Source organism: Pseudomonas sp. GW823-FHT04A03, assembly GCF_058796615.1.
The window spans coordinates 728,280-752,267 of record NZ_JBXAIV010000002.1 but is presented as its reverse complement, the minus strand read 5'-3'; the positions used below and the strand labels follow the sequence as shown (position 1 = coordinate 752,267).

The window sequence follows — 23,988 nt, the reverse complement described above, 5'->3', positions numbered from 1 at the left end:
GTGCTTAAACCTTTGCGGTAACCACCATCTTTTTCGCGTGCGCCAGAGATTCCTTGGTCAGGTCGATGCCGCCGAGCATCCTCGCGACTTCTTCAATGCGGTCATTCTTGCTCAGCTTCGAAACGGCCGTGTGAGTCGCCTGCTCGCCTCGTACCTTGTGCACGAACAGATGCTGATGCCCCTGAGCCGCGACTTGCGGCAAGTGCGTGACTGTCAGTACCTGTCCGCGATCCCCGAGGCGACGCAGCAACTGACCGACGATTTCGGCCGTCGGACCGCCAATCCCCACGTCCACTTCGTCGAACACCAGCGTCGGTACGCGAGAGGTCTGGGCGGTAATCACCTGGATGGCCAGGCTGATCCGTGACAGTTCACCGCCGGACGCCACTTTGGCCAGGGCCTTCAGTGGTTGACCCGGGTTGGCGCTGACCAGCAGCTCGACTTGCTCCAGGCCATTGGGTTGCAGTTCGCTGCTGTTGTTGGCGCGCAATTCGATGGTGAAGCGACCGCCGGGCATGCCCAGGCGTTGAATCTCCTGCTCCACCGCGCTTGCCAGGCTGCCGGCTGCCTGATGACGCAGCTCGCTCAGCTCCCGGGCCTTTTCCTGATAGTGGCGGGCATAGGACGCCAGTTCTTCGGCGAGGCGTTCGATGGATTCATCGTTGGCGTCGAGGGCTTCGATTTCGTCGAGCAGCTTCTGCTGCATCTCCGCCACTTCCGTCGGCTGAATGCGGTGTTTGCGTGCCAGCGTGTAGATGGAGTCCAGACGTTCTTCCAAGTATTGCAGGCGCGCCGGATCGGCGTCGAAATTGTCGAGAAAACGATTGAGTTCGCCGACGGCTTCTTCGACCTGGATCTGCGCACTGGTCAGCAGGCTACTTGCCTCACCCAGCGCACCCACCGAATTGTTCACGCTCGACAGCCGGTTGAGGCTGGCCGTCAGGGCATTCAACACGTTGCCGGAATCGCTTTCACTGCATTGCTCGACCACTTGTCGGCAGATACCGAGCAGGGTTTCGGCATTGGTCAGGTTCTTGTGTTCCTGCTCCAGTTCTTCCAGCTCGTTTTCACCGAGGCCGAGGTTTTCCAGTTCTTCGAGCTGGTAGCTGAGCAGTTGATGGCGCGCGCGCTGTTCGTCGCCGGAATTGGAAAGCCGTTCCAGCTCCTGACGGGTCTGGCGCCAGCGCTGGGCGGCCAGATGCACCTGCCGCGCCAGATCGGTGGCCCCGGCGTACTCGTCGAGCAGGCGCCGGTGTGTGTCGGTCTTGAGCAGGGATTGGTGTTCGTGCTGGCTGTGGATGTCGATCAGCAGCTCGCCGAGCGCCTTGAGATCGCCGAGCGGGCAGGGCGTGCCATTTATATAGCCACGCGAGCGACCTTCGGAAGTGATGACCCGGCGCAGGATGCACGGGCCGTCGATTTCCAGGTCGCGTTCCGCCAGCCAGGCGCTGGCCTCGGGGATGTCGGCCAGATCGAAGGTCGCCAGGATATCGGCCTTGTCGGCGCCCGGTCTAACCACGCCGCTGTCGGCGCGATCGCCAAGGGTCAGGCCCAGGGCGTCGAGCATGATCGACTTGCCGGCGCCGGTTTCCCCGGTAATCACGCTCATGCCGCGATCGAGTTCGAGATCGAGATGTTCAACGATGGCGTAGTTGTGTACGGACAGGTGCACCAGCATAAAGGCCGCTCCCAGGCTTCAGGTCTGGTTATTTATACAGTGTTTTGTTTCGGGCTGACAATGCCCACGCTTAGCTCGATGTGGATGATCCGATCAAATGCTTATCGCGTTCGGGAATGGCAATGCAGCACTTTTTTGTAGGGTTAATCGTTGTCAGCCCTTGAAGCCTGAATTTGCGGCCCCATATACCGGGGCAGAAGCGCGAATCGAACTCGCGGACGATATTGAAAGGAGAATTCTATGGCTGACGAACAGACAGTAGATACGCAAAATCCAGAAGCCAATCAGGCGCCCGAGACCTCGGGTGATGACCTGGCGACCCGTGTACAAGTGCTCGAAGAGCAATTGGCCGCCGCGCAGGATCAATCGCTGCGCGTAGCTGCCGATCTGCAGAACGTCCGCCGCCGTGCCGAGCAGGATGTCGAGAAGGCGCACAAGTTTGCGCTGGAAAAATTCGCCGGCGACCTGCTGCCGATCGTCGACAGCCTGGAGCGCGGCCTCGAGCTGTCGAACCCGGATGACGAGAGCATCCGTCCGATGCGTGAAGGCATCGAGCTGACCCTGAAAATGTTTCACGACACCCTCGCGCGCTATCAGCTTGTCGCTGTAAGTCCGCAGGAAGGCGAGCCGTTCAACGCCGTGGAACATCAGGCAATGGCCATGCAGGAAAGTGCAGACCTTGAGCCGAACAGCGTTCTGAAGGTATTCCAGAAGGGCTACCAGCTCAACGGTCGCCTGCTGCGCCCGGCGATGGTCGTGGTCAGCAAGGCGCCGGCGCCAGTTTCGCCTTCGATTGACGAGAAGGCTTGAAATTAGCCGCAAGGCCCCCATTTAGAAGTCAAGCGTTTAAGTGCTACCGCAGTTGGCCACAACCACTGCGGCAACCAAATCCAAAGTTTCGGGAGAGTGAACATGGGCAAAATTATCGGTATCGACCTGGGGACTACCAACTCCTGCGTCTCCATTCTTGAAAACGGCGTAGCCAAAGTTATTGAAAACGCCGAAGGCGCGCGTACCACGCCATCGATCATCGCTTACGCCAACGATGGCGAAATCCTGGTCGGCCAGTCCGCCAAGCGTCAGGCAGTGACCAACCCGCACAACACCCTGTACGCGGTAAAGCGTCTGATCGGTCGCCGCTTCGAAGAAGAAGTGGTACAGAAAGACATTCAGATGGTTCCTTACAAGATCGCCAAGGCTGACAACGGTGACGCCTGGGTTGAAGTGAACGGCCAGAAAATGGCTCCGCCACAAATCTCGGCTGAAATTCTGAAGAAGATGAAGAAGACCGCCGAAGACTACCTCGGCGAAGCAGTGACCGAAGCGGTGATCACCGTTCCGGCCTACTTCAACGACAGCCAGCGTCAGGCGACCAAAGACGCCGGCCGCATCGCGGGTCTGGACGTAAAACGTATCATCAACGAACCGACCGCAGCTGCTCTGGCTTACGGTATGGACAAGGCCAAGGGCGATCACACCGTGATCGTTTATGACCTGGGTGGCGGTACTTTCGACGTATCCGTGATCGAGATCGCTGAAGTTGACGGCGAGCACCAGTTCGAAGTGTTGGCCACCAACGGTGACACGTTCCTGGGTGGTGAAGACTTCGACATTCGTCTGATCGACTACCTCGTCGACGAATTCAAGAAAGAAAGCGGCATGAACCTCAAGGGTGACCCGCTGGCGATGCAGCGTCTGAAAGAAGCTGCCGAGAAAGCCAAGATCGAGCTGTCGTCCGCTCAGTCGACCGACGTGAACCTGCCGTACATCACTGCAGACGCCACCGGTCCTAAGCACCTGAACGTGAAGATCTCGCGTGCCAAGCTCGAAGCTCTGGTTGAAGACCTGGTTCAGCGCACCATCGAACCTTGCCGCATCGCCATGAAAGACGCAGGTCTGGATGTTGGCGCGATCAACGACGTGATCCTGGTCGGCGGTCAGACCCGTATGCCGCTGGTTCAGAAGCTAGTTACCGATTTCTTCGGTAAAGAAGCACGTAAAGATGTGAACCCGGACGAAGCCGTTGCCATGGGTGCTGCTATCCAGGGCGCCGTTCTGGCCGGTGACGTGAAAGACGTTCTGCTGCTCGACGTCAGCCCGCTGACCCTGGGTATCGAAACCATGGGTGGCGTGATGACCGCGCTGATCGAGAAAAACACCACGATTCCTACCAAGAAATCGCAAGTGTTCTCGACTGCCGACGACAACCAGGGCGCCGTGACCATTCACGTCCTGCAAGGCGAGCGCAAGCAAGCCGCACAGAACAAGTCTTTGGGCAAGTTCGACCTGGCTGACATTCCACCAGCTCCACGTGGCGTGCCGCAGATCGAAGTGACCTTCGACATCGACGCCAACGGCATCCTGCACGTAGGTGCGAAGGACAAGGCTACCGGCAAGACCCAGTCGATCGTGATCAAGGCCAACTCCGGTCTGTCCGACGAAGAAATCGAGCGCATGGTGCGTGACGCCGAGGCCAACGCCGAGGAAGACCGCAAGTTCGAAGAGCTGGCCGCTGCCCGTAACCAGGGTGATGCACTGGTTCACTCGACTCGCAAGATGATCGCTGACGCTGGCGACAAAGTGACTGCAGAAGAGAAGACTGCAATCGAAGCGGCCGTGGTTGCCCTGGAAGCTGCCGTCAAAGGCGACGACAAGGCTGCCATCGAAGCCAAGGTCGAAGAACTGTCGAAAGTCTCTGCGCCGGTTGCCCAGAAGATGTACGCCGAACAGGCTCAGCCTGCTGAAGGCGCGGCACCGCACGACGAGAAAACTGAAAAGGCTGACGATGTTGTCGATGCCGAGTTCGAAGAAGTCAAAGACCACAAGTAAGTTGTTGGTCGGCCGGTTGACTGCCTTTGGGCACTGACTGGTAGGATGTCGCCGCGCGGGAGCTTGCTCCCGCGTTGGCGTATCTGGAATACGCGAATTTTTACAGCATGCGACAAGCTTCGCGTGTTGGTGGCATGGCCGGAAATGCTCCTGCTTTTCGAGCTGAAAGTGCCGCATGAACCAAAGACCAGGATCGTTGAATTGACGTGAGTTGGGTCCGGGCCTGTATTGGGGCTCAACGAGTTTGGCGAAGCTCAGGAGGGGTTTGCCGAACATCCTCAAGAGTATGAAGAACTTATGGCTAAGCGTGACTATTACGAAGTGTTGGGTGTTGAGCGCGGCTCAAGCGAAGCAGACCTGAAAAAGGCCTATCGCCGTCTGGCGATGAAGCATCACCCGGACCGTAATCCCGATGACAAAGCGTCGGAAGAGCTGTTCAAAGAGGCCAACGAAGCCTACGAAGTGCTGTCCGATTCCAGCAAGCGTGCAGCGTACGACCAGTACGGTCATGCCGGCGTCGATCCGAGCATGGGTGGCGGCGGTGCAGGCTTCGGCGGTCAGAACTTCTCCGACATCTTCGGCGATGTCTTCAGTGACTTCTTCGGTGGCGGTCGCGGCGGTTCCCGTGGCGGCGCCCAGCGTGGCAGCGATTTGCGCTACACGCTGGAGCTGAATCTGGAAGAAGCGGTGCGCGGCACGACCGTGAATATCCGCGTTCCGACACTGGTCAACTGCAAGCCTTGCGATGGTTCGGGCGCGAAGAAAGGCTCGTCGCCTTCGACTTGCCCGACTTGCGGCGGCATCGGCCAGGTGCGCATGCAGCAAGGCTTCTTCTCGGTGCAGCAGACCTGCCCGCGCTGCCATGGCCAGGGCAAGATCATCTCCGACCCGTGCGACTCCTGCCACGGTGACGGTCGCGTTGAAGAGTACAAAACCCTCTCCGTCAAAGTGCCGGCCGGTGTCGATACTGGCGACCGCATTCGTCTGTCCGGCGAAGGCGAAGCGGGCACTCAAGGTGGCCCGACCGGCGACCTGTATGTGGTTATCAACGTTCGCGAGCACGACATCTTCCAGCGTGACGGCAAACACCTGTTCTGCGAAGTGCCGATCAGCTTCGTCGACGCAGCCCTGGGCGGCGAGCTGGAAATTCCGACCCTCGACGGTCGCGTCAAACTGAAGATTCCGGAAGGAACTCAGACCGGCAAGCAGTTCCGCGTACGCGGCAAAGGCGTTGCGCCAGTGCGTGGCGGTGGTGCGGGCGACCTGATGTGCCGTGTGGCCGTCGAGACGCCGGTCAATCTGAACCGTCGTCAGCGTGAGCTGCTGGAAGAGTTCCGCAGCTCCCTGGCAGACGACAACAGTCACTCCCCGAAAACCACCGGTTGGTTCGACGGTGTGAAACGCTTCTTCGGCGATCTGTAAGGAGTCGGCATGCGACGTATAGCTGTGATGGGCGCTGCCGGGCGCATGGGCAAGATTCTGGTCGAGGCGGTGCAGCAACGCGCGCCGCTGACCGGTCTGACGGCCGCGATTGTCCGCCCTGGCAGTACGCTGATCGGGGTGGATGCCGGTGAGCTGGCTTCGCTCGGTCGAATCGGCGTGCCGCTGTCCGGGAATCTGGAATCGGTGGCGGAAGAGTTCGATGTGTTGATCGACTTCACCCTGCCGGAAGTCATGCTGAAAAACCTGGCCTTCTGCCGCAAGGCCGGCAAGGCGATGGTGATCGGCACGACCGGGTTGGACGCTGCGCAGAAGCAGCTGCTGGCCGAGGCGGGCAAGGATATTCCGATCGTCTTCGCCGCCAACTTCAGTGTCGGCGTCAACCTGTCGCTGAAGCTGCTCGACATGGCGGCGCGGGTGTTGGCGGAAGATGCGGACATCGAAATCATCGAAGCCCATCACCGGCACAAGATCGATGCGCCGTCGGGTACGGCCCTGCGCATGGGTGAAGTGATCGCCAATGCACTGGATCGTGATCTGCAGAAAGTCGCGGTCTATGGTCGTGAAGGCCACACTGGTGCCCGGGAGCGTGAAACCATCGGTTTCGCCACTGTTCGTGGTGGTGATGTGGTGGGTGATCACACGGTGCTGTTTGCCTGCGAGGGCGAGCGCCTGGAGATCACGCACAAGGCTTCGAGTCGCATGACGTTTGCCAAGGGTGCGGTGCGTGCGGCGTTGTGGCTGGATGCTCGTGAGCCTGGTTTGTACGACATGCAGGACGTGCTCGGCCTGCATTGAGATGTTCTGAAGCCGGCGCAAACGCCCTGTTTGTGCCGGTTTTGCTCCGCCGAGCGACGCCCTGTCGCATTCTCCGGCCTTTCGGCCTCATTGGCGGTAGACCAAAAATCCCTTTTTCTGTAAGCTACAGCTTTAGTGTGTCCACTAAAAGCGCGCAGAATAATTCAGTGAAGAAGCGGGGTGACGTGTCCATACGTCACTCCGCTTTTTTACAACCTGCGATTGCCCTTTCATGCGTTATTTACGGGAGGTCTTCTTGACTAAGCCAGCCATACTCGCCCTTGCTGATGGCAGCATTTTTCGCGGCGAAGCCATTGGAGCCGACGGTCAGACCGTTGGTGAGGTGGTGTTCAACACCGCAATGACCGGCTATCAGGAAATCCTTACCGATCCTTCCTACGCCCAACAGATCGTTACCCTGACTTACCCGCACATCGGCAACACCGGCACCACGCCGGAAGATGCAGAGTCCGATCGCGTCTGGTCCGCTGGTCTGGTCATCCGTGACCTGCCGCTGGTAGCGAGCAACTGGCGTAACACGATGTCCCTGTCCGATTACCTGAAAGCCAACAACGTTGTGGCGATCGCCGGTATCGACACCCGCCGCCTGACCCGCATCCTGCGTGAAAAAGGCGCACAGAACGGCTGCATCATGGCCGGCGACAACATCTCCGAAGAAGCGGCCATCGCCGCGGCGCAAGGCTTCCCGGGCCTGAAAGGCATGGACCTGGCGAAAGTCGTCAGCACCAAGACCCAATACGAATGGCGTTCCACTGTCTGGGATCTGAAAACCGACAGCCACGCGACCATTGAAGCGTCCGAGCTGCCATACCACGTGGTTGCCTACGACTACGGCGTCAAGGTCAACATCCTGCGCATGCTGGTCGAGCGCGGCTGCCGCGTCACTGTCGTTCCAGCGCAAACTCCGGCTGCCGACGTGCTGGCTCTGAAACCGGACGGCGTGTTCCTGTCCAACGGCCCTGGTGATCCGGAGCCTTGCGACTACGCGATCAAGGCGATCAAGGAAGTACTGGAAACCGAAATTCCGGTCTTCGGCATCTGCCTCGGTCACCAACTGCTGGCTTTGGCCTCCGGCGCCAAGACCCTGAAAATGGGCCACGGCCACCACGGTGCCAACCACCCGGTTCAGGATCTGGACACGGGCGTCGTGATGATCACCAGCCAGAACCACGGTTTCGCGGTTGACGAAGAAACCCTGCCAGCCAACGTCCGCGCGATCCACAAATCGCTGTTCGACGGCACCCTGCAAGGTATCGAGCGCACCGACAAGAGCGCGTTCAGCTTCCAGGGTCACCCTGAAGCGAGCCCGGGCCCGAACGATGTGGCCCCTCTGTTTGACCGCTTCATCAACGAGATGGCCAAGCGACGCTAAGCGCTCGCCTTGAGACTGTAGCGAGAAGCCCCTCGAGGGCGGCCCCGGATCCGGCGGCCCCCTCGGGACTTCAGAAATCGATCAAGACGGCTTGCCGACTGACCTGCGGATTTGAGTGACAAACCCATGCCAAAACGTACAGACATTAAAAGCATCCTGATTCTCGGCGCTGGCCCGATCGTTATCGGCCAGGCCTGCGAATTCGACTACTCCGGCGCCCAGGCCTGTAAAGCCCTGCGCGAAGAGGGTTACCGCGTCATCCTGGTGAACTCCAACCCGGCCACCATCATGACCGACCCGGACATGGCCGACGCCACCTACATCGAGCCGATCAAGTGGCAGACCGTTGCCAAGATCATCGAAAAAGAGCGTCCGGATGCCGTGCTGCCAACCATGGGCGGCCAGACTGCTCTGAACTGCGCCCTGGACCTGGAGCGCGAAGGCGTTCTGGAGAAGTTCGGCGTAGAGATGATCGGCGCCAACGCCGACACCATCGACAAGGCTGAAGACCGCTCGCGTTTCGACAAGGCGATGAAAGCCATCGGCCTGGAATGCCCGCGTTCCGGTATCGCCCACAGCATGGAAGAAGCCAACGCGGTGCTCGAGCGCCTGGGCTTCCCGTGCATCATCCGTCCGTCCTTCACTATGGGCGGCACCGGTGGCGGTATCGCTTACAACCGTGAAGAGTTCGAAGAAATCTGCGCCCGTGGTCTGGACCTGTCGCCAACCAAGGAACTGCTGATCGACGAATCGCTGATCGGCTGGAAAGAATATGAAATGGAAGTTGTCCGCGACAAAAAGGACAACTGCATCATCGTCTGCTCGATCGAAAACTTCGACCCGATGGGCGTGCACACCGGTGACTCGATCACTGTTGCCCCGGCTCAGACCCTGACCGACAAGGAATACCAGATCCTGCGTAACGCCTCGCTGGCGGTACTGCGCGAGATCGGCGTCGAGACCGGCGGTTCCAACGTTCAGTTCGGTATCTGCCCGGACACTGGTCGCATGGTCGTGATCGAAATGAACCCGCGCGTATCGCGCTCGTCGGCTCTGGCCTCGAAAGCCACCGGCTTCCCGATCGCCAAGATCGCGGCCAAGCTGGCCGTCGGTTACACCCTCGACGAACTGCAGAACGACATCACCGGCGGCCGTACCCCGGCGTCCTTCGAGCCGTCCATCGACTACGTCGTGACCAAGCTGCCGCGCTTCGCCTTCGAGAAGTTCGCCAACGCTGACGCGCGCCTGACCACTCAGATGAAGTCGGTCGGTGAAGTCATGGCCATCGGTCGTACTTTCCAGGAATCCCTGCAGAAAGCCCTGCGCGGTCTGGAAGTGGGCGTTTGCGGTCTGGACGAGAAAGTCGACCTGAGCAACCCGGAAAGCATGAGCGTGCTCAAGCGCGAGCTGACCGTGCCGGGCGCCGAGCGTATCTGGTACGTGGCGGACGCTTTCCGCGCCGGCATGACCGTCGAAGAAATCTTCGGCATGAACATGATCGATCCGTGGTTCCTGGTGCAGATCGAAGATCTGATCAAGGACGAAGAGAAGGTCAAGACCCTCGGTCTGTCCGCTATCGACCGCGATCTGATGTACAAGCTCAAGCGCAAAGGTTTCTCCGACCAGCGTCTGGCCAAGCTGCTGGGCGTCACCGAGAAGAACCTGCGCACTCACCGCCACAAGCTGGAAGTGTTCCCGGTCTACAAGCGCGTCGACACCTGCGCGGCCGAGTTCGCCACCGACACCGCCTACCTGTACTCGACCTACGAGGAAGAGTGCGAAGCTGCGTCGTCCGGTCGCGACAAAATCATCATCCTCGGCGGTGGCCCGAACCGTATCGGTCAGGGCATCGAGTTCGACTACTGCTGCGTACACGCGGCACTGGCGCTGCGCGATGACGGTTACGAGACCATCATGGTCAACTGCAACCCGGAAACCGTTTCCACTGACTACGACACGTCCGATCGCCTGTACTTTGAACCAGTGACCCTGGAAGACGTGCTGGAAATCTGCCGCGTCGAGAAGCCGAAAGGCGTGATCGTCCAGTACGGTGGCCAGACTCCTCTGAAACTGGCTCGCGCCCTGGAAGCAGCCGGCGTGCCGATCATCGGCACCAGCCCTGACGCCATCGACCGTGCCGAAGACCGTGAGCGCTTCCAGCAAATGGTTGAGCGCCTGAACCTGCGTCAGCCGCCAAACGCCACCGTGCGCAGCGAAGACGAAGCTGTTCGTGCTGCCGCGAAGATCGGTTACCCGCTGGTGGTGCGTCCGTCCTATGTACTGGGCGGCCGGGCGATGGAAATCGTCTACAAGGAAGAAGAACTCAAGCGTTACCTGCGTGACGCGGTGCAAGTGTCGAACGACAGCCCGGTGCTGCTCGACCACTTCCTCAACTGCGCCATCGAGATGGACGTGGATGCGGTCTGCGACGGCAAGGACGTAGTAATCGGCGCGATCATGCAGCACATCGAACAGGCGGGCGTTCACTCCGGTGACTCCGCGTGCTCGCTGCCGCCGTACTCGCTGCCGGCGCACATCCAGGACGAGATGCGTGAACAGGTCAAGAAAATGGCCCTGGAACTGGGCGTGGTCGGCCTGATGAACGTTCAGTTGGCGCTGCAAGGCGAAGACATCTACGTCATCGAAGTCAACCCGCGTGCTTCCCGTACCGTACCGTTCGTGTCGAAGTGCATCGGTGTTTCCCTGGCGATGATCGCGGCCCGCGTGATGGCCGGTAAAACCCTGAAGGAAATCGGCTTCACCAAGGAAATCATCCCGAACTTCTACAGCGTGAAAGAGGCGGTATTCCCGTTCGCCAAGTTCCCTGGCGTTGACCCGATCCTCGGCCCAGAGATGAAGTCCACCGGCGAAGTGATGGGCGTCGGCGACACCTTCGGCGAAGCCTTTGCCAAAGCCCAGATGGGCGCCAGCGAAGTGCTGCCGACCGGCGGTACCGCATTCATCAGCGTGCGCGACGATGACAAGCCACTGGTTGCAGGCGTGGCTCGTGATCTGATCAACTTGGGCTTCGAAGTCGTCGCCACTGCCGGCACTGCCAAGCTGATCGAAGCCGCAGGTCTGAAAGTGCGTCGCGTGAACAAGGTGACCGAGGGTCGTCCGCACGTGGTCGACATGATCAAGAATGACGAAGTCACCCTGATCATCAACACCACCGAAGGTCGCCAGTCGATCGCCGATTCCTATTCCATTCGCCGTAACGCCTTGCAGCACAAGATTTACTGCACCACCACCATTGCTGCTGGCGAAGCTATCTGTGAAGCGCTGAAGTTCGGTCCCGAGAAGACCGTGCGCCGCTTGCAGGATCTACACGCAGGATTGAAGGCATGAATAAATACCCAATGACCGTCCAGGGCTCCAAGGCCCTGGAAGAAGAGCATGCTCACCTGACCAAGGTCGTTCGTCCGAAGCTTAGCCAGGACATCGGTACGGCCCGCGAGTTGGGTGACTTGAAAGAAAACGCTGAATACCATGCCGCGCGCGAACAGCAGGGTATGGTCGAGGCGCGGATCCGTGATATCGAAGGTCGCCTGCAGAACGCTGTGATCATCGACGTGACGACCATTCCGCACACCGGCAAAGTGATTTTCGGTACCACCGTCGAAATCGCCAACGTCGAGACTGATGAAAGCGTCACTTACCAGATCGTGGGTGAGGATGAGGCGGACATCAAACTCGGCAAGATTTCGGTCGGCTCGCCGATCGCTCGCGCCTTGATTGCCAAGGAAGAGGGCGATTCGGTCGTCGTGAAAACGCCAGGTGGCGATATCGAGTACGAGATTGTCGAAGTCCGTCACATCTGAGGGTGGGCGCCCGCTGCATGCGGGCGCGATGCTCTGGCAACTGGCCCAGATGTTGTGGGTCGGTGGCCTGTGGCTGGTACATCTCGGTCTGCGGCCGGTGCTGGGTCAAATTGGCCTGGCTCCGCTGCTGATCGACGAAGTTGCAAGTACGTTTGAAGTGGCGGTGGTAGGTTTTGCCGTCGCGTGCGTGATATTTCAGGCTTTGGTGCTGGTACAGGCCGAGGGCCTTGCCAGTCTATGGCGGGATTTTCGCGGGCAGGTGTTGCTGATGGCGTTGTATGCGTGTGCGATGTTCGTCGCTGTGCGTGTCGGCTGGCCGGATGCGCAGCGCTGGCAGGTGTTCAGCTTTCTTGTGTTGGGTTTTTCCGGGTTGGTGCTGGTATTGCAGCCGGTGCCGGGATGGAGTGGCAGGGTGCGCGAAGCACACCCTTGACCCTTGCCATCACTTGAAGCGATGGACGTTCGACAGCTGCTTGTTGACGCTGAAGTTCTTGCGGTAAATCAGTGCCATTTTGCCGATGACTTGAACCAGATCGGCCTTGCCGACCTTGCACAGCTCTGCAACGGACGCCAGGCGCGCCTCGCGATCGAGGATGTTGAGCTTGATCTTGATCAGCTCGTGATCCGCCAATGCGCGTTCGAGTTCGGCTAAAACACCCTCAGTCAAACCGTTGTCAGCCACAGTCAGAACCGGTTTCAGGTGGTGGCCAATGGATTTGTACTGTTTCTTCTGCTCTGGAGTGAGCGGCATAATCTGACCCTTTCGTCTGGATTCTGTAAAATGGCGGCCATTTTACCCGAGGGCTCGTGGATCCGCCCAATTAATCACGACCCTAATCAACGAGGTGCCCAATGGCGCGTTCCAAGACAAGCCTTGGTTGGCTGAAAAGACATGTCAATGATCCCTATGTGAAGCAAGCGCAGAAGGATGGCTACCGCTCGCGTGCGAGTTACAAGCTTCTGGAGATCCAGGAGAAATACAAACTGATCCGTCCGGGCATGAACGTCGTCGACCTGGGCGCGGCGCCTGGCGGCTGGTCGCAGGTCACCAGCCGGCTGATCGGTGGTCAGGGGCGACTGATCGCCTCGGACATCCTGGAAATGGACAGCATTCCGGATGTGACCTTCATTCAGGGTGACTTCACCGAGGATGCAGTGCTCGCTCAGATCCTTGAGGCCGTGGGTAATTCGCAGGTGGACCTTGTGATTTCCGATATGGCCCCCAATATGAGTGGTACGCCTGAAGTGGACATGCCCAAAGCCATGTTTCTTTGCGAGCTGGCGCTTGATCTGGCGGAGCGGATACTCAAGCCGGGTGGCAATTTCGTGATCAAGATTTTTCAGGGTGAGGGGTTTGATGTTTACCTGAAGGACGCTCGCAAGAAGTTCGACAAGATCCAGATGATCAAGCCGGACTCCTCTCGTGGCAGCTCTCGCGAGCAGTACATGCTGGCTTGGGGCTACCGCGGTCGTAGCGAGTAAAACGAGGTTTTTTGGCGGGGTGATAGGTTTTTCGTATTTCGCCCCGCGCGCATAAGCGAATATTGTGTAGAAAGTGTTTCACAAAGGGTTACAGACGGCGCCTGCCAGAGCTGTAGGTAATGTAGTAAGTTAGGCCGGTGAATATCATGCGAAGCGCGCGCCAGTAGCGGAGCTTGCTTCAGAGGGTAGTTAATTGAACGATATGGCAAAGAATCTGATCCTGTGGTTGATCATCGCGGCTGTCCTGGTGACGGTGATGAACAACTTCTCCAGCCCTAACGAGCCGCAGACCCTCAACTATTCCGACTTCATCCAGCAGGTCAAGGATGGCAAGGTCGAGCGCGTGGCCGTCGACGGCTACGTGATTACCGGCAAACGCAACGATGGCGACAGCTTCAAGACCATTCGTCCGGCAATCCAGGACAATGGCCTGATCGGCGACTTGGTCGACAACCACGTTGTAGTCGAAGGCAAGCAGCCTGAGCAGCAAAGCATCTGGACCCAGCTTCTGGTAGCCAGCTTCCCGATCCTGGTGATCATCGCGGTGTTCATGTTCTTCATGCGCCAGATGCAGGGCGGCGCGGGCGGCAAGGGCGGGCCGATGAGCTTTGGCAAGAGCAAGGCGCGTCTGCTGTCTGAAGATCAGGTGAAAACCACCCTGGCTGACGTTGCCGGTTGCGACGAAGCCAAGGAAGAAGTGGGCGAACTGGTCGAGTTCCTCCGTGATCCGGGCAAATTCCAGCGCCTGGGCGGCCGCATTCCTCGCGGCGTGCTGATGGTCGGTCCTCCGGGTACCGGTAAAACCTTGCTGGCCAAGGCGATTGCCGGCGAAGCCAAGGTGCCGTTCTTCACCATTTCCGGTTCCGACTTTGTTGAAATGTTCGTCGGTGTCGGTGCCAGCCGCGTTCGTGACATGTTCGAACAGGCCAAGAAACACGCTCCGTGCATTATCTTCATCGACGAGATCGACGCCGTTGGTCGCCATCGTGGTGCTGGCATGGGCGGCGGTCACGACGAGCGCGAACAGACTCTCAACCAGTTGTTGGTCGAGATGGACGGTTTCGAAATGAATGACGGCATCATCGTCATCGCCGCGACCAACCGTCCTGACGTGCTGGACCCTGCTTTGCTGCGTCCTGGTCGTTTCGACCGTCAGGTGGTGGTCGGTCTGCCGGACATCCGTGGTCGCGAGCAAATCCTCAAGGTTCACATGCGTAAAGTGCCAATGGGTGACGACGTTGCTCCGGCCGTTATCGCGCGCGGTACTCCGGGCTTCTCCGGTGCCGATCTGGCGAACCTGGTCAACGAGGCATCGCTGTTCGCTGCCCGTGCCGGCAAGCGCATCGTCGAGATGAAGGAATTCGAACTGGCCAAAGACAAGATCATGATGGGCGCCGAGCGCAAATCCATGGTCATGTCCGAGAAGGAAAAGCAGAACACCGCTTATCACGAAGCAGGCCACGCTATTGTTGGTCGTGTCGTGCCCGAGCATGATCCGGTCTACAAAGTGTCGATCATCCCGCGCGGTCGTGCGTTGGGTGTGACCATGTTCCTGCCGGAAGAAGATCGCTACAGTCTGTCCAAGCGTGCGTTGATCAGTCAGATCTGCTCGCTGTACGGCGGCCGTATTGCTGAAGAGATGACGTTGGGCTTTGACGGTGTGACCACGGGTGCCTCCAACGACATCATGCGTGCGAGTCAGATTGCGCGAAACATGGTGACCAAGTGGGGCTTGTCGGAAAAACTCGGTCCGTTGATGTACGCTGAAGAAGAGGGTGAAGTATTCCTCGGTCGCGGTGGTGGCGGTCAGAATGCAAGCTTCTCCGGTGAGACAGCGAAGCTGATCGACTCCGAAGTGCGCAGCATCATCGATCAGTGCTACGGCACCGCCAAGCAGATCCTCACGGACAACCGTGACAAGCTCGATGCCATGGCGGATGCCCTGATGAAATACGAGACGATCGATGCCGAGCAGATCGACGACATCATGGCCGGTCGTACACCTCGCGAGCCTCGCGACTGGTCGGGCGGTACCGGAACTGGCACGCCTCCTGTCATTCAGGGCGAGCGTCCGGAAGCACCGATTGGCGGTCCGGCTGCCGACGTTTAAGGTTTGAAATGACTTCTGTACAGTCCCTGACCCGGTTGCCTTGCGGCAACCGGGTTCTTGATTTGGCCCAGACACATGTCATGGGTATCCTCAATGTCACTCCCGATTCCTTTTCCGACGGTGGCCGATACAGTCAGCTCGATGCGGCTTTGCGTCATGCCGAAGCCATGGTTGCGGCGGGTGCGACGCTGATCGACGTGGGCGGCGAGTCGACCCGGCCTGGTGCGCGGGCTGTTTCTCCGTTGGAGGAACTGGAGCGTGTCGCTCCCGTCGTGGAGCTGATCAATCGCGAACTGGATGTGGTCATATCCGTCGATACATCTACCCCGGCGGTCATGCGCGAAACTGCGCGGTTGGGTGCTGGTTTGATCAACGACGTTCGTTCGCTGCGGCGGGATGGCGCGTTGGATGCTGCTGCTGCCACGGGATTGCCCGTGTGTCTCATGCATATGCTCGGTGAGCCTGGCGACATGCAGGACGATCCGCGTTATCAGGATGTCACCCGGGAAGTGGGTGAATTTCTCGCCGAGCGCATGACTCAGTGTGAGTTGGCAGGTATTCCGGCTGAGCGGATCATTCTTGATCCGGGCTTCGGCTTCGCCAAAACCCTGCAGCACAATCTAAGCTTGTTCAAGCATATGGAAGCCTTGCATGCGCTGGGGCGGCCACTGTTGGTGGGCGTTTCGCGCAAAAGCATGATCGGTCATGCATTGAATCGCCCGGTGGGTGAGCGTCTATACGGTGGTTTGGCACTGGCTGCACTGGCGTCGGTGAAAGGAGCGCGTATATTGCGCGTCCATGATGTGGCGGAAACGGTGGACGTGGTGCGAATGCTCGCGGCCGTGGAATCAGCCGAATAAGAAAGATGGAGCACTTATGAGCAAGAAATATTTTGGTACCGACGGCATTCGTGGTCGTGTCGGGGAATACCCGATCACTCCGGACTTCATGCTCAAGCTCGGCTGGGCTGCCGGCATGGCCTTTCGCAAGATGGGTGCCTGCAAGGTGCTGGTCGGCAAGGACACGCGAATTTCCGGTTACATGTTCGAATCGGCGCTTGAGGCAGGCCTGACATCCGCGGGCGCCGATGTGATGCTGCTCGGCCCGATGCCTACTCCGGCCATCGCCTACCTGTCGCGTACGTTCCAGGCCGAGGCCGGAATCGTGATCAGTGCGTCGCACAATCCGCATGACGATAACGGCATCAAGTTTTTCTCCGGCAAGGGCACCAAGCTGCCCGATGACCTGGAGCTGATGATCGAAGAGTTGCTCGATACGCCGATGACCGTTGTCGAATCGAGCAAGATCGGCAAGGTGTCGCGAATCAATGACGCATCCGGTCGTTATATCGAGTTCTGCAAGAGCTCTGTGCCGACCGGCACCAGTTTCTCCGGCCTGAAAATTGTCATCGACTGCGCACACGGTGCTACCTATAAGGTTGCGCCGAGTGTTTTCCGTGAGCTGGGTGCCGAGGTCGTCGTTCTGTCGGCTCAGCCTAACGGTCTGAACATCAATGACAACTGTGGCTCCACGCATATGGGGCAGTTGCAGGCGGCAGTGATGTCCGAGCATGCAGATCTGGGTATCGCCTTCGATGGCGATGGTGACCGGGTGCTGATGGTCGATCACACTGGTGCGATTGTCGATGGCGACGAACTGCTGTACATCATTGCGCGCGATCTGCATGAGCGCGGCAAGCTGCAAGGTGGTGTGGTCGGTACCTTGATGAGTAATCTCGGGCTTGAGCTTGCGCTCGCAGATTTGGGTATTCCTTTTGTCCGTGCCAATGTTGGTGACCGGTATGTGATCGCTGAACTGCTGGAGCGAAACTGGCTGGTCGGTGGGGAGAACTCGGGGCATATCGTGTGCTTCAATCACACCACCACAGGTGATGCGATCATCGCGGCTTTGCAGGTGTTGATGGCGCTGAAAGCTCGTAACGAAGGGCTTGCTCAGGCTCGTCAGGCGTTGCGCAAGTGTCCGCAAGTGTTGATCAACGTGCGCTTCGGTGGGGGTGATAGCCCGCTGGAGAATGCGGCTGTCAAGGAGGCGAGTGCGCGCGTAACCCAGGCAATGGCCGGGCGTGGTCGTGTGCTTTTGCGCAAGTCCGGGACAGAGCCTCTGGTGCGTGTGATGGTCGAAGGCGAGGACGAAACCCAGGTTCGTGGCTATGCCGAAGAACTGGCAAAACTGGTAACTGAAGTTTCTGCCTGATTCGGCTTGCCAGCCATGATTGTGTTGGGTAACATCTGCGCCCACTTTGACCGACGAGGTACAGCATGCGTCGCCCTATGGTAGCTGGTAACTGGAAGATGCACGGTACCCGCGCCAGCGTCGCTGAGCTGATCAACGGCCTTCGTCATCTGGCCTTGCCGAGCGGTGTTGATGTCGCGGTATTCCCGCCTTGCTTGTATATCAATCAAGTGATTGATGGCTTGAAAGGCAAATCGATTTCGGTCGGTGCGCAGAATTCTGCGGTGGAATCCATGCAAGGTGCGTTGACGGGCGAGATTGCGCCGAGTCAGTTGGTGGATGCAGGTTGTTCCCTGGTGCTTGTCGGGCACTCCGAACGCCGTCAGATCATGGGCGAGCGAGACGGAATGCTGAATCGCAAGTTCGCAGCGGCACAGGCATGTGGCTTGATTCCGGTGTTGTGTATAGGGGAGACCCTGGAGCAGCGTGAAGCCGGAAAAACTCTTGAGGTTGTCGGGCGTCAGCTGGGCAGTATCATCGAGGAGCTGGGTGTAGGTGCTTTTGCCAACGCAGTGATCGCTTACGAGCCGGTCTGGGCGATCGGTACCGGGCTGACTGCAACGCCGCAGCAGGCTCAGGATGTGCATAAAGCCATTCGCGAGCAGTTGGCGGCAGAGAATTCTGAAGTGGCACGAGGTGTGCGGCTTCTATACGGCGGCAGCTTGAAGGCGGCCAATGCGGTCGAACTGTTCGGCATGCCGGATATCGATGGGGGGCTCATTGGTGGAGCTTCCCTGAATGCAGATGAGTTCGGTGCGATTTGTCGCGCCGCGGGAAACTGAAAAAATGCTGGAAACAGTCGTAGTCGTTTTTCATCTGCTGGGTGCATTGGGCGTAGTTGCTCTGGTTTTGCTGCAGCAGGGTAAAGGTGCGGATGCTGGCGCGTCTTTCGGAGCAGGTGCTTCAAATACTGTGTTCGGAAGCCAAGGTTCCTCTACCTTTCTTAGTAAGTTTACTGCTATACTTGCCGCCGGTTTCTTCATAACCAGCTTGGGGTTAGGATACTTTGCTAAAGAGAAGGCTCATCAGCTGACTCAAGCAGGTTTGCCAAACCCGGCAGTGTTGGAAGTTCCAAAGCAACAACCGGCTTCTGATGATGTCCCGGTGCTTCAAGAGCAAAAGTCGGCTACTCCAGCGACTGACGTACCTCCAGCTCAAGAGCAGAAGTAAGAAGGGTTTCAAACGTAGTATTGCCGAGGTGGTGGAATTGGTAGACACGCAACCTTGAGGTGGTTGTGCCCATAGGGTGTAGGGGTTCGAGTCCCCTTCTCGGTACCAATTAGTCAGGAGAGCCCGCTGTTGCGGGCTTTCTTGCAGGTGGAAGGTTACATTGACCCTATAAGGGATCGGTCGTATACTTCCGCCCCAGCTTTGTCGCGGGGTGGAGCAGTCTGGTAGCTCGTCGGGCTCATAACCCGAAGGTCGTCGGTTCAAATCCGGCCCCCGCAACCAGTTTAAGGAGCCCCTTTTAAGGGGCTTTTTGTTAGCTGGACACTTTCAACGCCGCTGTTCGACGGCGTTTCAAGGATGGGCGTTTCGCCCATTTTTTTATTTTGCATAGCATGCACATACATGCACGAGGGGGTTCAGGTGTCGAGCAAGCTAGAAGAGTTGCAGGCCTTGCTGGCCCCGGTGGTCGTGGCCCTAGGCTATGAATGCTGGGGTATTGAGTTTTCGGCTCAAGGTCGCCACTCAATGTTGCGCGTTTATATCGATAAGGAAGGCGGCGTACTGGTGGACGATTGCGCCATCGTCAGCCGTCAGATCAGCGGTGTGCTGGATGTTGAAGATCCGATCTCCGTTGAATACACCCTTGAAGTTTCCTCGCCAGGCATGGAACGCCCACTGTTCACTCTTGAGCAGTTTGCCAAATATGTCGGTGAACAAGTGAAGATCAAGCTGCGCTCGCCTTTTGAAGGTCGACGCAACTTTCAGGGCCTTCTGCGCGGTGTAGAAGAGCAGGACGTCGTGGTGCAGGTAGATGACCATGAGTTCCTGTTGCCGATCGATATGATCGACAAGGCCAACATTATTCCCAGTTTTGACTGAGACGCGGATCCCGCGGATCCAATGGCTTGCGAAAGGCGAGGCGTACGATGAGCAAAGAAGTACTGCTGGTTGTTGAGTCGGTATCCAATGAAAAGGGTGTACCGGCAAGCGTAATTTTTGAAGCGCTGGAGCTGGCTCTGGCCACTGCTACCAAAAAGCGTTTTGAAGACGAAGTTGATCTGCGTGTGGAAATCAACCGCCACACCGGTTCTTACGAAACTTTCCGTCGCTGGACGGTCGTCGAAGAGAATGATCTCGATGATCCGGCCATCGAAACCTGGCCGAGCAAGGTTGCTGAAACGCACCCTGGCGCCAAGGTTGGCGACGTCGTTGAAGAAAAGATCGAGTCCATCGAGTTCGGGCGCATCGCTGCGCAGACCGCCAAGCAGGTCATCGTGCAGAAAGTGCGCGAAGCCGAGCGCGCTCAAGTGGTTGACGCTTATCGCGAGCGCCTGGGAGAAATCATCTCCGGCACCGTGAAGAAAGTGACCCGCGACAACGTGATCGTCGACCTGGGTAATAACGCTGAAGCGTTGCTGGCCCGTGAAGACATCATCTCTCGCGAAACCTTCCGTGTTGGCGTGCGTCTGCGTGCGCTGCTCAAGGAAATCCGCACCGAGAACCGCGGACCTCAGCTGATCCTGTCGCGTACCGCGCCGGAAATGCTGATCGAGCTGTTCCGTATCGAAGTGCCGGAAATCGCTGAAGGCCTGATCGAAGTCATGGCCGCATCCCGTGATCCGGGTTCGCGTGCCAAGATCGCTGTCCGCTCCAAGGACAAACGCATCGACCCGCAAGGCGCGTGCATCGGTATGCGCGGTTCGCGTGTCCAGGCCGTGTCGGGCGAGTTGGGTGGCGAGCGTGTCGACATCGTCCTGTGGGACGACAACCCGGCCCAGTTCGTGATCAATGCCATGTCGCCGGCAGAAGTGGCGGCCATCATCGTTGACGAAGATGCCCATGCCATGGACATCGCCGTTGGCGCAGACAATCTGGCTCAGGCCATCGGTCGTGGTGGTCAGAACGTGCGTCTGGCGAGCCAGCTGACTGGCTGGACCCTGAACGTGATGACCGAATCGGACATCCAGGCTAAGCAACAAGCGGAAACCGGCGACATCCTGCGCAACTTCATCGACGAGCTGGAAGTCGACGAAGAACTGGCTCAGGTGCTGGTAGACGAAGGCTTCACCAGCCTGGAAGAGATTGCCTACGTACCGTTGGAAGAAATGCTCAACATCGACGGCTTTGACGAAGACATCGTCAACGAGCTTCGCGCTCGTGCCAAGGATCGCTTGTTGACCAAAGCCATCGCTACTGAGGAAAAGCTGGCAGACGCCCATCCGGCCGAAGACCTGCTCTCGCTTGAGGGTATGGACAAGGATTTGGCGATGGAACTGGCGGTGCGCGGCGTAATTACCCGCGAAGACCTGGCCGAGCAGTCTATTGACGACCTGCTCGACATCGACGGCATTGACGATGATCGTGCCGGCAAGTTGATCATGGCCGCCCGAGCCCACTGGTTCGAGTAATTAGGCGCGGCCTGAGGAGAGAAGTGCATGACGCAAGTCACGGTGAAACAACTGGCCGATGAGGTCAAAACACCGGTAGAGCGCCTGTTGCAGCAGATGCGTGAGGCAGGTCTGCCGCACACCGCCGCCGAAGAAAATGTGACTGACAGTGAGAAGCAATCCCTGCTGACCCACTTGAAAAGCAGCCACAAGGCGAAAGTGGAAGAACCACGCAAGATCACGCTGCAGCGTAAAACCACCAGCACCCTGCGTGTGGCTGGCAGCAAAAGCATCAGCGTTGAAGTCCGCAAGAAGAAAGTTTTCGTACAGCGTAGCCCGGAAGAAATCGAAGCCGAGCGCAAGCGTGAACTGGATGAGCGTCGCGCAGTAGAAAATGCTGCCCGTCAGAAGGCTGAAGAAGAAGCCCGCGTTCGCGCCGAAGAAGAAGCGCGTCGCCAGCCTGCTGCTGCGCCGTCCGCGCCTGCCGAAGCCGTCGCTGCACCTGCGCCAGTGGCCGAACCTGTGCGCGAAGCCGCGCCGGTTGTGGCTGCTGCGCCAGCTGCCGACACTCGCAAGCGTGACGAACAGCGCCGTCCGGACAAACCACGTGCCGACGACAACAACCGTCGTGGCGGTGGTGATGGCGAGCGCAAAAACGCTCCGCATCGCGCATCGGTCAAGGAAAAGGCTCCGGCTCCACGTGTGGCGCCTCGCACTACCGACGAAGAAAGCGATGGCTTCCGTCGCGGCGGTCGCGGCAAGGCCAAGCTGAAAAAACGCAACGCCCACGGTTTCCAGAGCCCGACCGGCCCTGTCGTGCGTGAAGTGAAGATCGGCGAAACCATCACTGTTGGCGATCTCGCTCAGCAGATGTCGGTGAAGGCTGCTGAAATCATCAAGTTCATGTTCAAACTGGGTACTCCAGCGACCATCAACCAGGTGCTTGATCAGGAAACTGCTCAACTGGTAGCCGAAGAACTGGGCCACAAAGTGACCCTGGTCAGCGATACCGCTCTGGAAGATTCCTTGGCCGAGTCCCTGAAGTTTGAAGGTGAAGCGGTTCCTCGTGCGCCGGTTGTGACCGTAATGGGTCACGTTGACCACGGTAAGACCTCGCTGCTCGACTACATCCGTCGAGCCAAGGTAGCTGCTGGCGAAGCCGGCGGTATCACCCAGCACATCGGTGCATACCACGTTGAAACTGAACGCGGCATGGTCACCTTCCTCGACACCCCTGGTCACGCCGCGTTTACCGCCATGCGTGCCCGTGGTGCCAAGGCGACCGACATCGTGATCCTGGTGGTTGCGGCGGACGACGGCGTGATGCCACAAACCATCGAAGCCGTTCAGCACGCTGTCGCTGCTGGCGTTCCGCTGGTGGTTGCGGTGAACAAGATCGACAAGCCGGGCGCTGATCTCGATCGCATCCGTAGCGAACTGTCGGCCCACGGCGTGACCTCCGAAGATTGGGGTGGCGACACTCCATTCGTTCCGGTTTCCGCGAAGATGGGTACCGGCGTCGACGAACTGCTTGAAGCCGTATTGCTGCAGGCTGAAGTTCTCGAACTGACCGCCACTCCTTCGGCTCCTGGCCGTGGTGTTGTGGTTGAATCGCGCCTCGACAAGGGGCGTGGCCCGGTAGCGACTGTTCTGGTTCAGGACGGTACGCTGCGTCAAGGCGACATGGTGCTGGTCGGCTCGAACTATGGCCGCGTGCGCGCCATGCTCGACGAGAACGGCAAGCCGATCAAGGAAGCGGGCCCGGCCATTCCGGTCGAGATCCTCGGCCTGGACGGTACGCCTGACGCTGGCGACGAGATGAGCGTGGTTGCCGACGAGAAGAAAGCCCGTGAAGTGGCTCTGTTCCGTCAAGGCAAGTTCCGCGAAGTCAAACTGGCTCGCGCTCACGCCGGCAAGCTGGAAAACATCTTCGAAAGCATGGGTCAGGAAGAGAAGAAGACGCTCAACATCGTCCTCAAATCCGACGTCCGTGGTTCGCTGGAAGCCTTGCAGGGCGCTTTGAATGGCCTGGGCAACGACGAAGTGCAAGTGCGCGTGGTCGGTGGCGGCGTCGGTGGTATCACCGAATCCGATGCCAACCTGGCACTGGCTTCCAACGCTGTACTGTTCGGCTTCAACGTGCGTGCCGATGCCGGCGCACGGAAGATCGTCGAGCAGGAAGGTCTGGACATGCGTTACTACAACGTGATCTACGACATCATCGAAGACGTCAAGAAAGCCCTGACCGGTATGCTTGGCAGCGACGTTCGCGAGAACATCCTCGGTGTGGCCGAAGTCCGTGACGTATTCCGTTCGCCTAAGTTCGGCGCGATCGCCGGCTGCATGGTGATCGAGGGTACTGTTCACCGTAACCGTCCGATCCGTGTACTGCGTGAAGACATCGTGATCTTCGAAGGCGAGCTGGAATCCCTGCGCCGCTTCAAGGATGACGCTTCCGAAGTACGTGCCGGCATGGAATGCGGTATCGGCGTGAAGAGCTACAACGACGTCAAAGTCGGCGACAAGATCGAAGTCTTCGAGAAGGTTCAGGTTGCTCGCAGCCTCTGACTCGCGCACTTCAAGGGCCACGTCGGGCTGCCGCATGCAAGTGCGCGGCACGGCGTCAG

General features: G+C 58.7%; 19 protein-coding genes and 2 tRNA genes. 19 read left to right on the top strand and 2 right to left on the bottom strand.

Going from position 1 to position 23,988, the window contains the following annotated elements; all coding sequences use genetic code 11:
* Positions 1-4: 4 nt before the first annotated feature.
* On the bottom strand, positions 5-1,678 hold the full coding sequence (gene recN / locus AC1Q9F_RS09380; protein ID WP_085608031.1) for a DNA repair protein RecN: 1,674 nt from the start codon (positions 1,676-1,678) through the stop codon (positions 5-7).
* Between the two features lie 240 nt (positions 1,679-1,918).
* Between recN and grpE the strand changes: the two genes are divergently transcribed.
* The 8 genes from grpE to AC1Q9F_RS09340 all read left to right on the top strand — a co-directional run bounded on the left by grpE (position 1,919) and on the right by AC1Q9F_RS09340 (position 12,392).
* Entirely contained in the window at positions 1,919-2,488 is a 570-nt protein-coding gene (gene grpE / locus AC1Q9F_RS09375) for a nucleotide exchange factor GrpE (protein WP_262194645.1), read from the top strand.
* Positions 2,489-2,590: 102 nt separating this feature from the next.
* Positions 2,591-4,507, top strand: coding sequence for a molecular chaperone DnaK (gene dnaK, locus AC1Q9F_RS09370; RefSeq protein WP_492619495.1), 1,917 nt, complete (start codon positions 2,591-2,593; stop codon positions 4,505-4,507).
* Between the two features lie 297 nt (positions 4,508-4,804).
* The gene (dnaJ, locus tag AC1Q9F_RS09365) at positions 4,805-5,929 is read left to right on the top strand and encodes a molecular chaperone DnaJ (RefSeq protein ID WP_007953765.1); all 1,125 of its coding nucleotides are present in this window, start codon (positions 4,805-4,807) and stop codon (positions 5,927-5,929) included.
* Positions 5,930-5,938: 9 nt separating this feature from the next.
* Positions 5,939-6,745, top strand: coding sequence for a 4-hydroxy-tetrahydrodipicolinate reductase (gene dapB / locus AC1Q9F_RS09360; RefSeq protein ID WP_011332397.1), 807 nt, complete (start codon positions 5,939-5,941; stop codon positions 6,743-6,745).
* A 256-nt stretch (positions 6,746-7,001) separates the two neighbouring features.
* Entirely contained in the window at positions 7,002-8,138 is a 1,137-nt protein-coding gene (carA, locus tag AC1Q9F_RS09355) for a glutamine-hydrolyzing carbamoyl-phosphate synthase small subunit (protein WP_007953761.1), read from the top strand.
* A 126-nt stretch (positions 8,139-8,264) separates the two neighbouring features.
* Positions 8,265-11,486 (top strand): carbamoyl-phosphate synthase large subunit, encoded by a 3,222-nt coding sequence (carB, locus tag AC1Q9F_RS09350; RefSeq protein WP_492619496.1) that lies wholly within the window; start codon positions 8,265-8,267, stop codon positions 11,484-11,486.
* Entirely contained in the window at positions 11,483-11,959 is a 477-nt protein-coding gene (gene greA, locus AC1Q9F_RS09345) for a transcription elongation factor GreA (RefSeq protein WP_492619497.1), read from the top strand. Before carB ends, greA begins: the two co-directional genes overlap by 4 nt.
* A 28-nt stretch (positions 11,960-11,987) precedes the next feature.
* Positions 11,988-12,392, top strand: coding sequence for a hypothetical protein (locus AC1Q9F_RS09340; protein WP_007953755.1), 405 nt, complete (start codon positions 11,988-11,990; stop codon positions 12,390-12,392).
* Between the two features lie 9 nt (positions 12,393-12,401).
* On the opposite strand, the gene AC1Q9F_RS09335 is transcribed toward AC1Q9F_RS09340, so the two are convergent.
* A complete protein-coding gene (locus tag AC1Q9F_RS09335; protein WP_011332401.1) occupies positions 12,402-12,710 on the bottom strand; it encodes a YhbY family RNA-binding protein in 309 nt (102 codons plus the stop codon).
* A 101-nt stretch (positions 12,711-12,811) separates the two neighbouring features.
* Here AC1Q9F_RS09335 and rlmE point away from each other — a divergent pair, with 101 nt between their 5' ends.
* From rlmE to infB, 11 genes are all read left to right on the top strand, one after another.
* A complete protein-coding gene (gene rlmE / locus AC1Q9F_RS09330) occupies positions 12,812-13,441 on the top strand; it encodes a 23S rRNA (uridine(2552)-2'-O)-methyltransferase RlmE (RefSeq protein ID WP_007953751.1) in 630 nt (209 codons plus the stop codon).
* Between the two features lie 202 nt (positions 13,442-13,643).
* On the top strand, positions 13,644-15,551 hold the full coding sequence (gene ftsH, locus AC1Q9F_RS09325) for an ATP-dependent zinc metalloprotease FtsH (RefSeq protein WP_207984998.1): 1,908 nt from the start codon (positions 13,644-13,646) through the stop codon (positions 15,549-15,551).
* A gap of 8 nt (positions 15,552-15,559) precedes the next feature.
* A complete protein-coding gene (gene folP / locus AC1Q9F_RS09320) occupies positions 15,560-16,411 on the top strand; it encodes a dihydropteroate synthase (protein ID WP_207984999.1) in 852 nt (283 codons plus the stop codon).
* Between the two features lie 16 nt (positions 16,412-16,427).
* Entirely contained in the window at positions 16,428-17,765 is a 1,338-nt protein-coding gene (gene glmM, locus AC1Q9F_RS09315) for a phosphoglucosamine mutase (protein ID WP_492619498.1), read from the top strand.
* Positions 17,766-17,830: 65 nt separating this feature from the next.
* Entirely contained in the window at positions 17,831-18,586 is a 756-nt protein-coding gene (gene tpiA / locus AC1Q9F_RS09310) for a triose-phosphate isomerase (protein WP_492619499.1), read from the top strand.
* 4 nt (positions 18,587-18,590) lie between these two features.
* Positions 18,591-18,974 (top strand): preprotein translocase subunit SecG, encoded by a 384-nt coding sequence (gene secG / locus AC1Q9F_RS09305; protein WP_011332406.1) that lies wholly within the window; start codon positions 18,591-18,593, stop codon positions 18,972-18,974.
* Between the two features lie 22 nt (positions 18,975-18,996).
* A tRNA-Leu gene (locus AC1Q9F_RS09300) sits at positions 18,997-19,082 on the top strand.
* A gap of 97 nt (positions 19,083-19,179) precedes the next feature.
* Positions 19,180-19,256: transfer RNA gene (locus AC1Q9F_RS09295), tRNA-Met, on the top strand.
* 138 nt (positions 19,257-19,394) lie between these two features.
* Positions 19,395-19,853, top strand: coding sequence for a ribosome maturation factor RimP (rimP, locus tag AC1Q9F_RS09290; RefSeq protein WP_039769696.1), 459 nt, complete (start codon positions 19,395-19,397; stop codon positions 19,851-19,853).
* Positions 19,854-19,900: 47 nt separating this feature from the next.
* Positions 19,901-21,382, top strand: coding sequence for a transcription termination factor NusA (gene nusA, locus AC1Q9F_RS09285; RefSeq protein ID WP_003221546.1), 1,482 nt, complete (start codon positions 19,901-19,903; stop codon positions 21,380-21,382).
* A 27-nt stretch (positions 21,383-21,409) separates the two neighbouring features.
* Positions 21,410-23,929 carry a translation initiation factor IF-2 gene (gene infB, locus AC1Q9F_RS09280; protein WP_207985001.1) on the top strand — a complete coding sequence of 840 codons (2,520 nt, stop codon included), beginning with the start codon at positions 21,410-21,412 and terminating at the stop codon, positions 23,927-23,929.
* Positions 23,930-23,988: the final 59 nt, after the last annotated feature.

Coding starts and splice junctions, on each gene's coding strand:
- recN (WP_085608031.1), bottom strand. CDS start 1,678: ATGCTGGTGCACCTGTCCGTACACAACTACGCCATCGTTGAACATCTC.
- grpE (WP_262194645.1), top strand. CDS start 1,919: ATGGCTGACGAACAGACAGTAGATACGCAAAATCCAGAAGCCAATCAG.
- dnaK (WP_492619495.1), top strand. CDS start 2,591: ATGGGCAAAATTATCGGTATCGACCTGGGGACTACCAACTCCTGCGTC.
- dnaJ (WP_007953765.1), top strand. CDS start 4,805: ATGGCTAAGCGTGACTATTACGAAGTGTTGGGTGTTGAGCGCGGCTCA.
- dapB (WP_011332397.1), top strand. CDS start 5,939: ATGCGACGTATAGCTGTGATGGGCGCTGCCGGGCGCATGGGCAAGATT.
- carB (WP_492619496.1), top strand. CDS start 8,265: ATGCCAAAACGTACAGACATTAAAAGCATCCTGATTCTCGGCGCTGGC.
- greA (WP_492619497.1), top strand. CDS start 11,483: ATGAATAAATACCCAATGACCGTCCAGGGCTCCAAGGCCCTGGAAGAA.
- AC1Q9F_RS09340 (WP_007953755.1), top strand. CDS start 11,988: ATGCTCTGGCAACTGGCCCAGATGTTGTGGGTCGGTGGCCTGTGGCTG.
- AC1Q9F_RS09335 (WP_011332401.1), bottom strand. CDS start 12,710: ATGCCGCTCACTCCAGAGCAGAAGAAACAGTACAAATCCATTGGCCAC.
- rlmE (WP_007953751.1), top strand. CDS start 12,812: ATGGCGCGTTCCAAGACAAGCCTTGGTTGGCTGAAAAGACATGTCAAT.
- ftsH (WP_207984998.1), top strand. CDS start 13,644: ATGGCAAAGAATCTGATCCTGTGGTTGATCATCGCGGCTGTCCTGGTG.
- folP (WP_207984999.1), top strand. CDS start 15,560: ATGACTTCTGTACAGTCCCTGACCCGGTTGCCTTGCGGCAACCGGGTT.
- glmM (WP_492619498.1), top strand. CDS start 16,428: ATGAGCAAGAAATATTTTGGTACCGACGGCATTCGTGGTCGTGTCGGG.
- tpiA (WP_492619499.1), top strand. CDS start 17,831: ATGCGTCGCCCTATGGTAGCTGGTAACTGGAAGATGCACGGTACCCGC.
- secG (WP_011332406.1), top strand. CDS start 18,591: ATGCTGGAAACAGTCGTAGTCGTTTTTCATCTGCTGGGTGCATTGGGC.
- nusA (WP_003221546.1), top strand. CDS start 19,901: ATGAGCAAAGAAGTACTGCTGGTTGTTGAGTCGGTATCCAATGAAAAG.
- infB (WP_207985001.1), top strand. CDS start 21,410: ATGACGCAAGTCACGGTGAAACAACTGGCCGATGAGGTCAAAACACCG.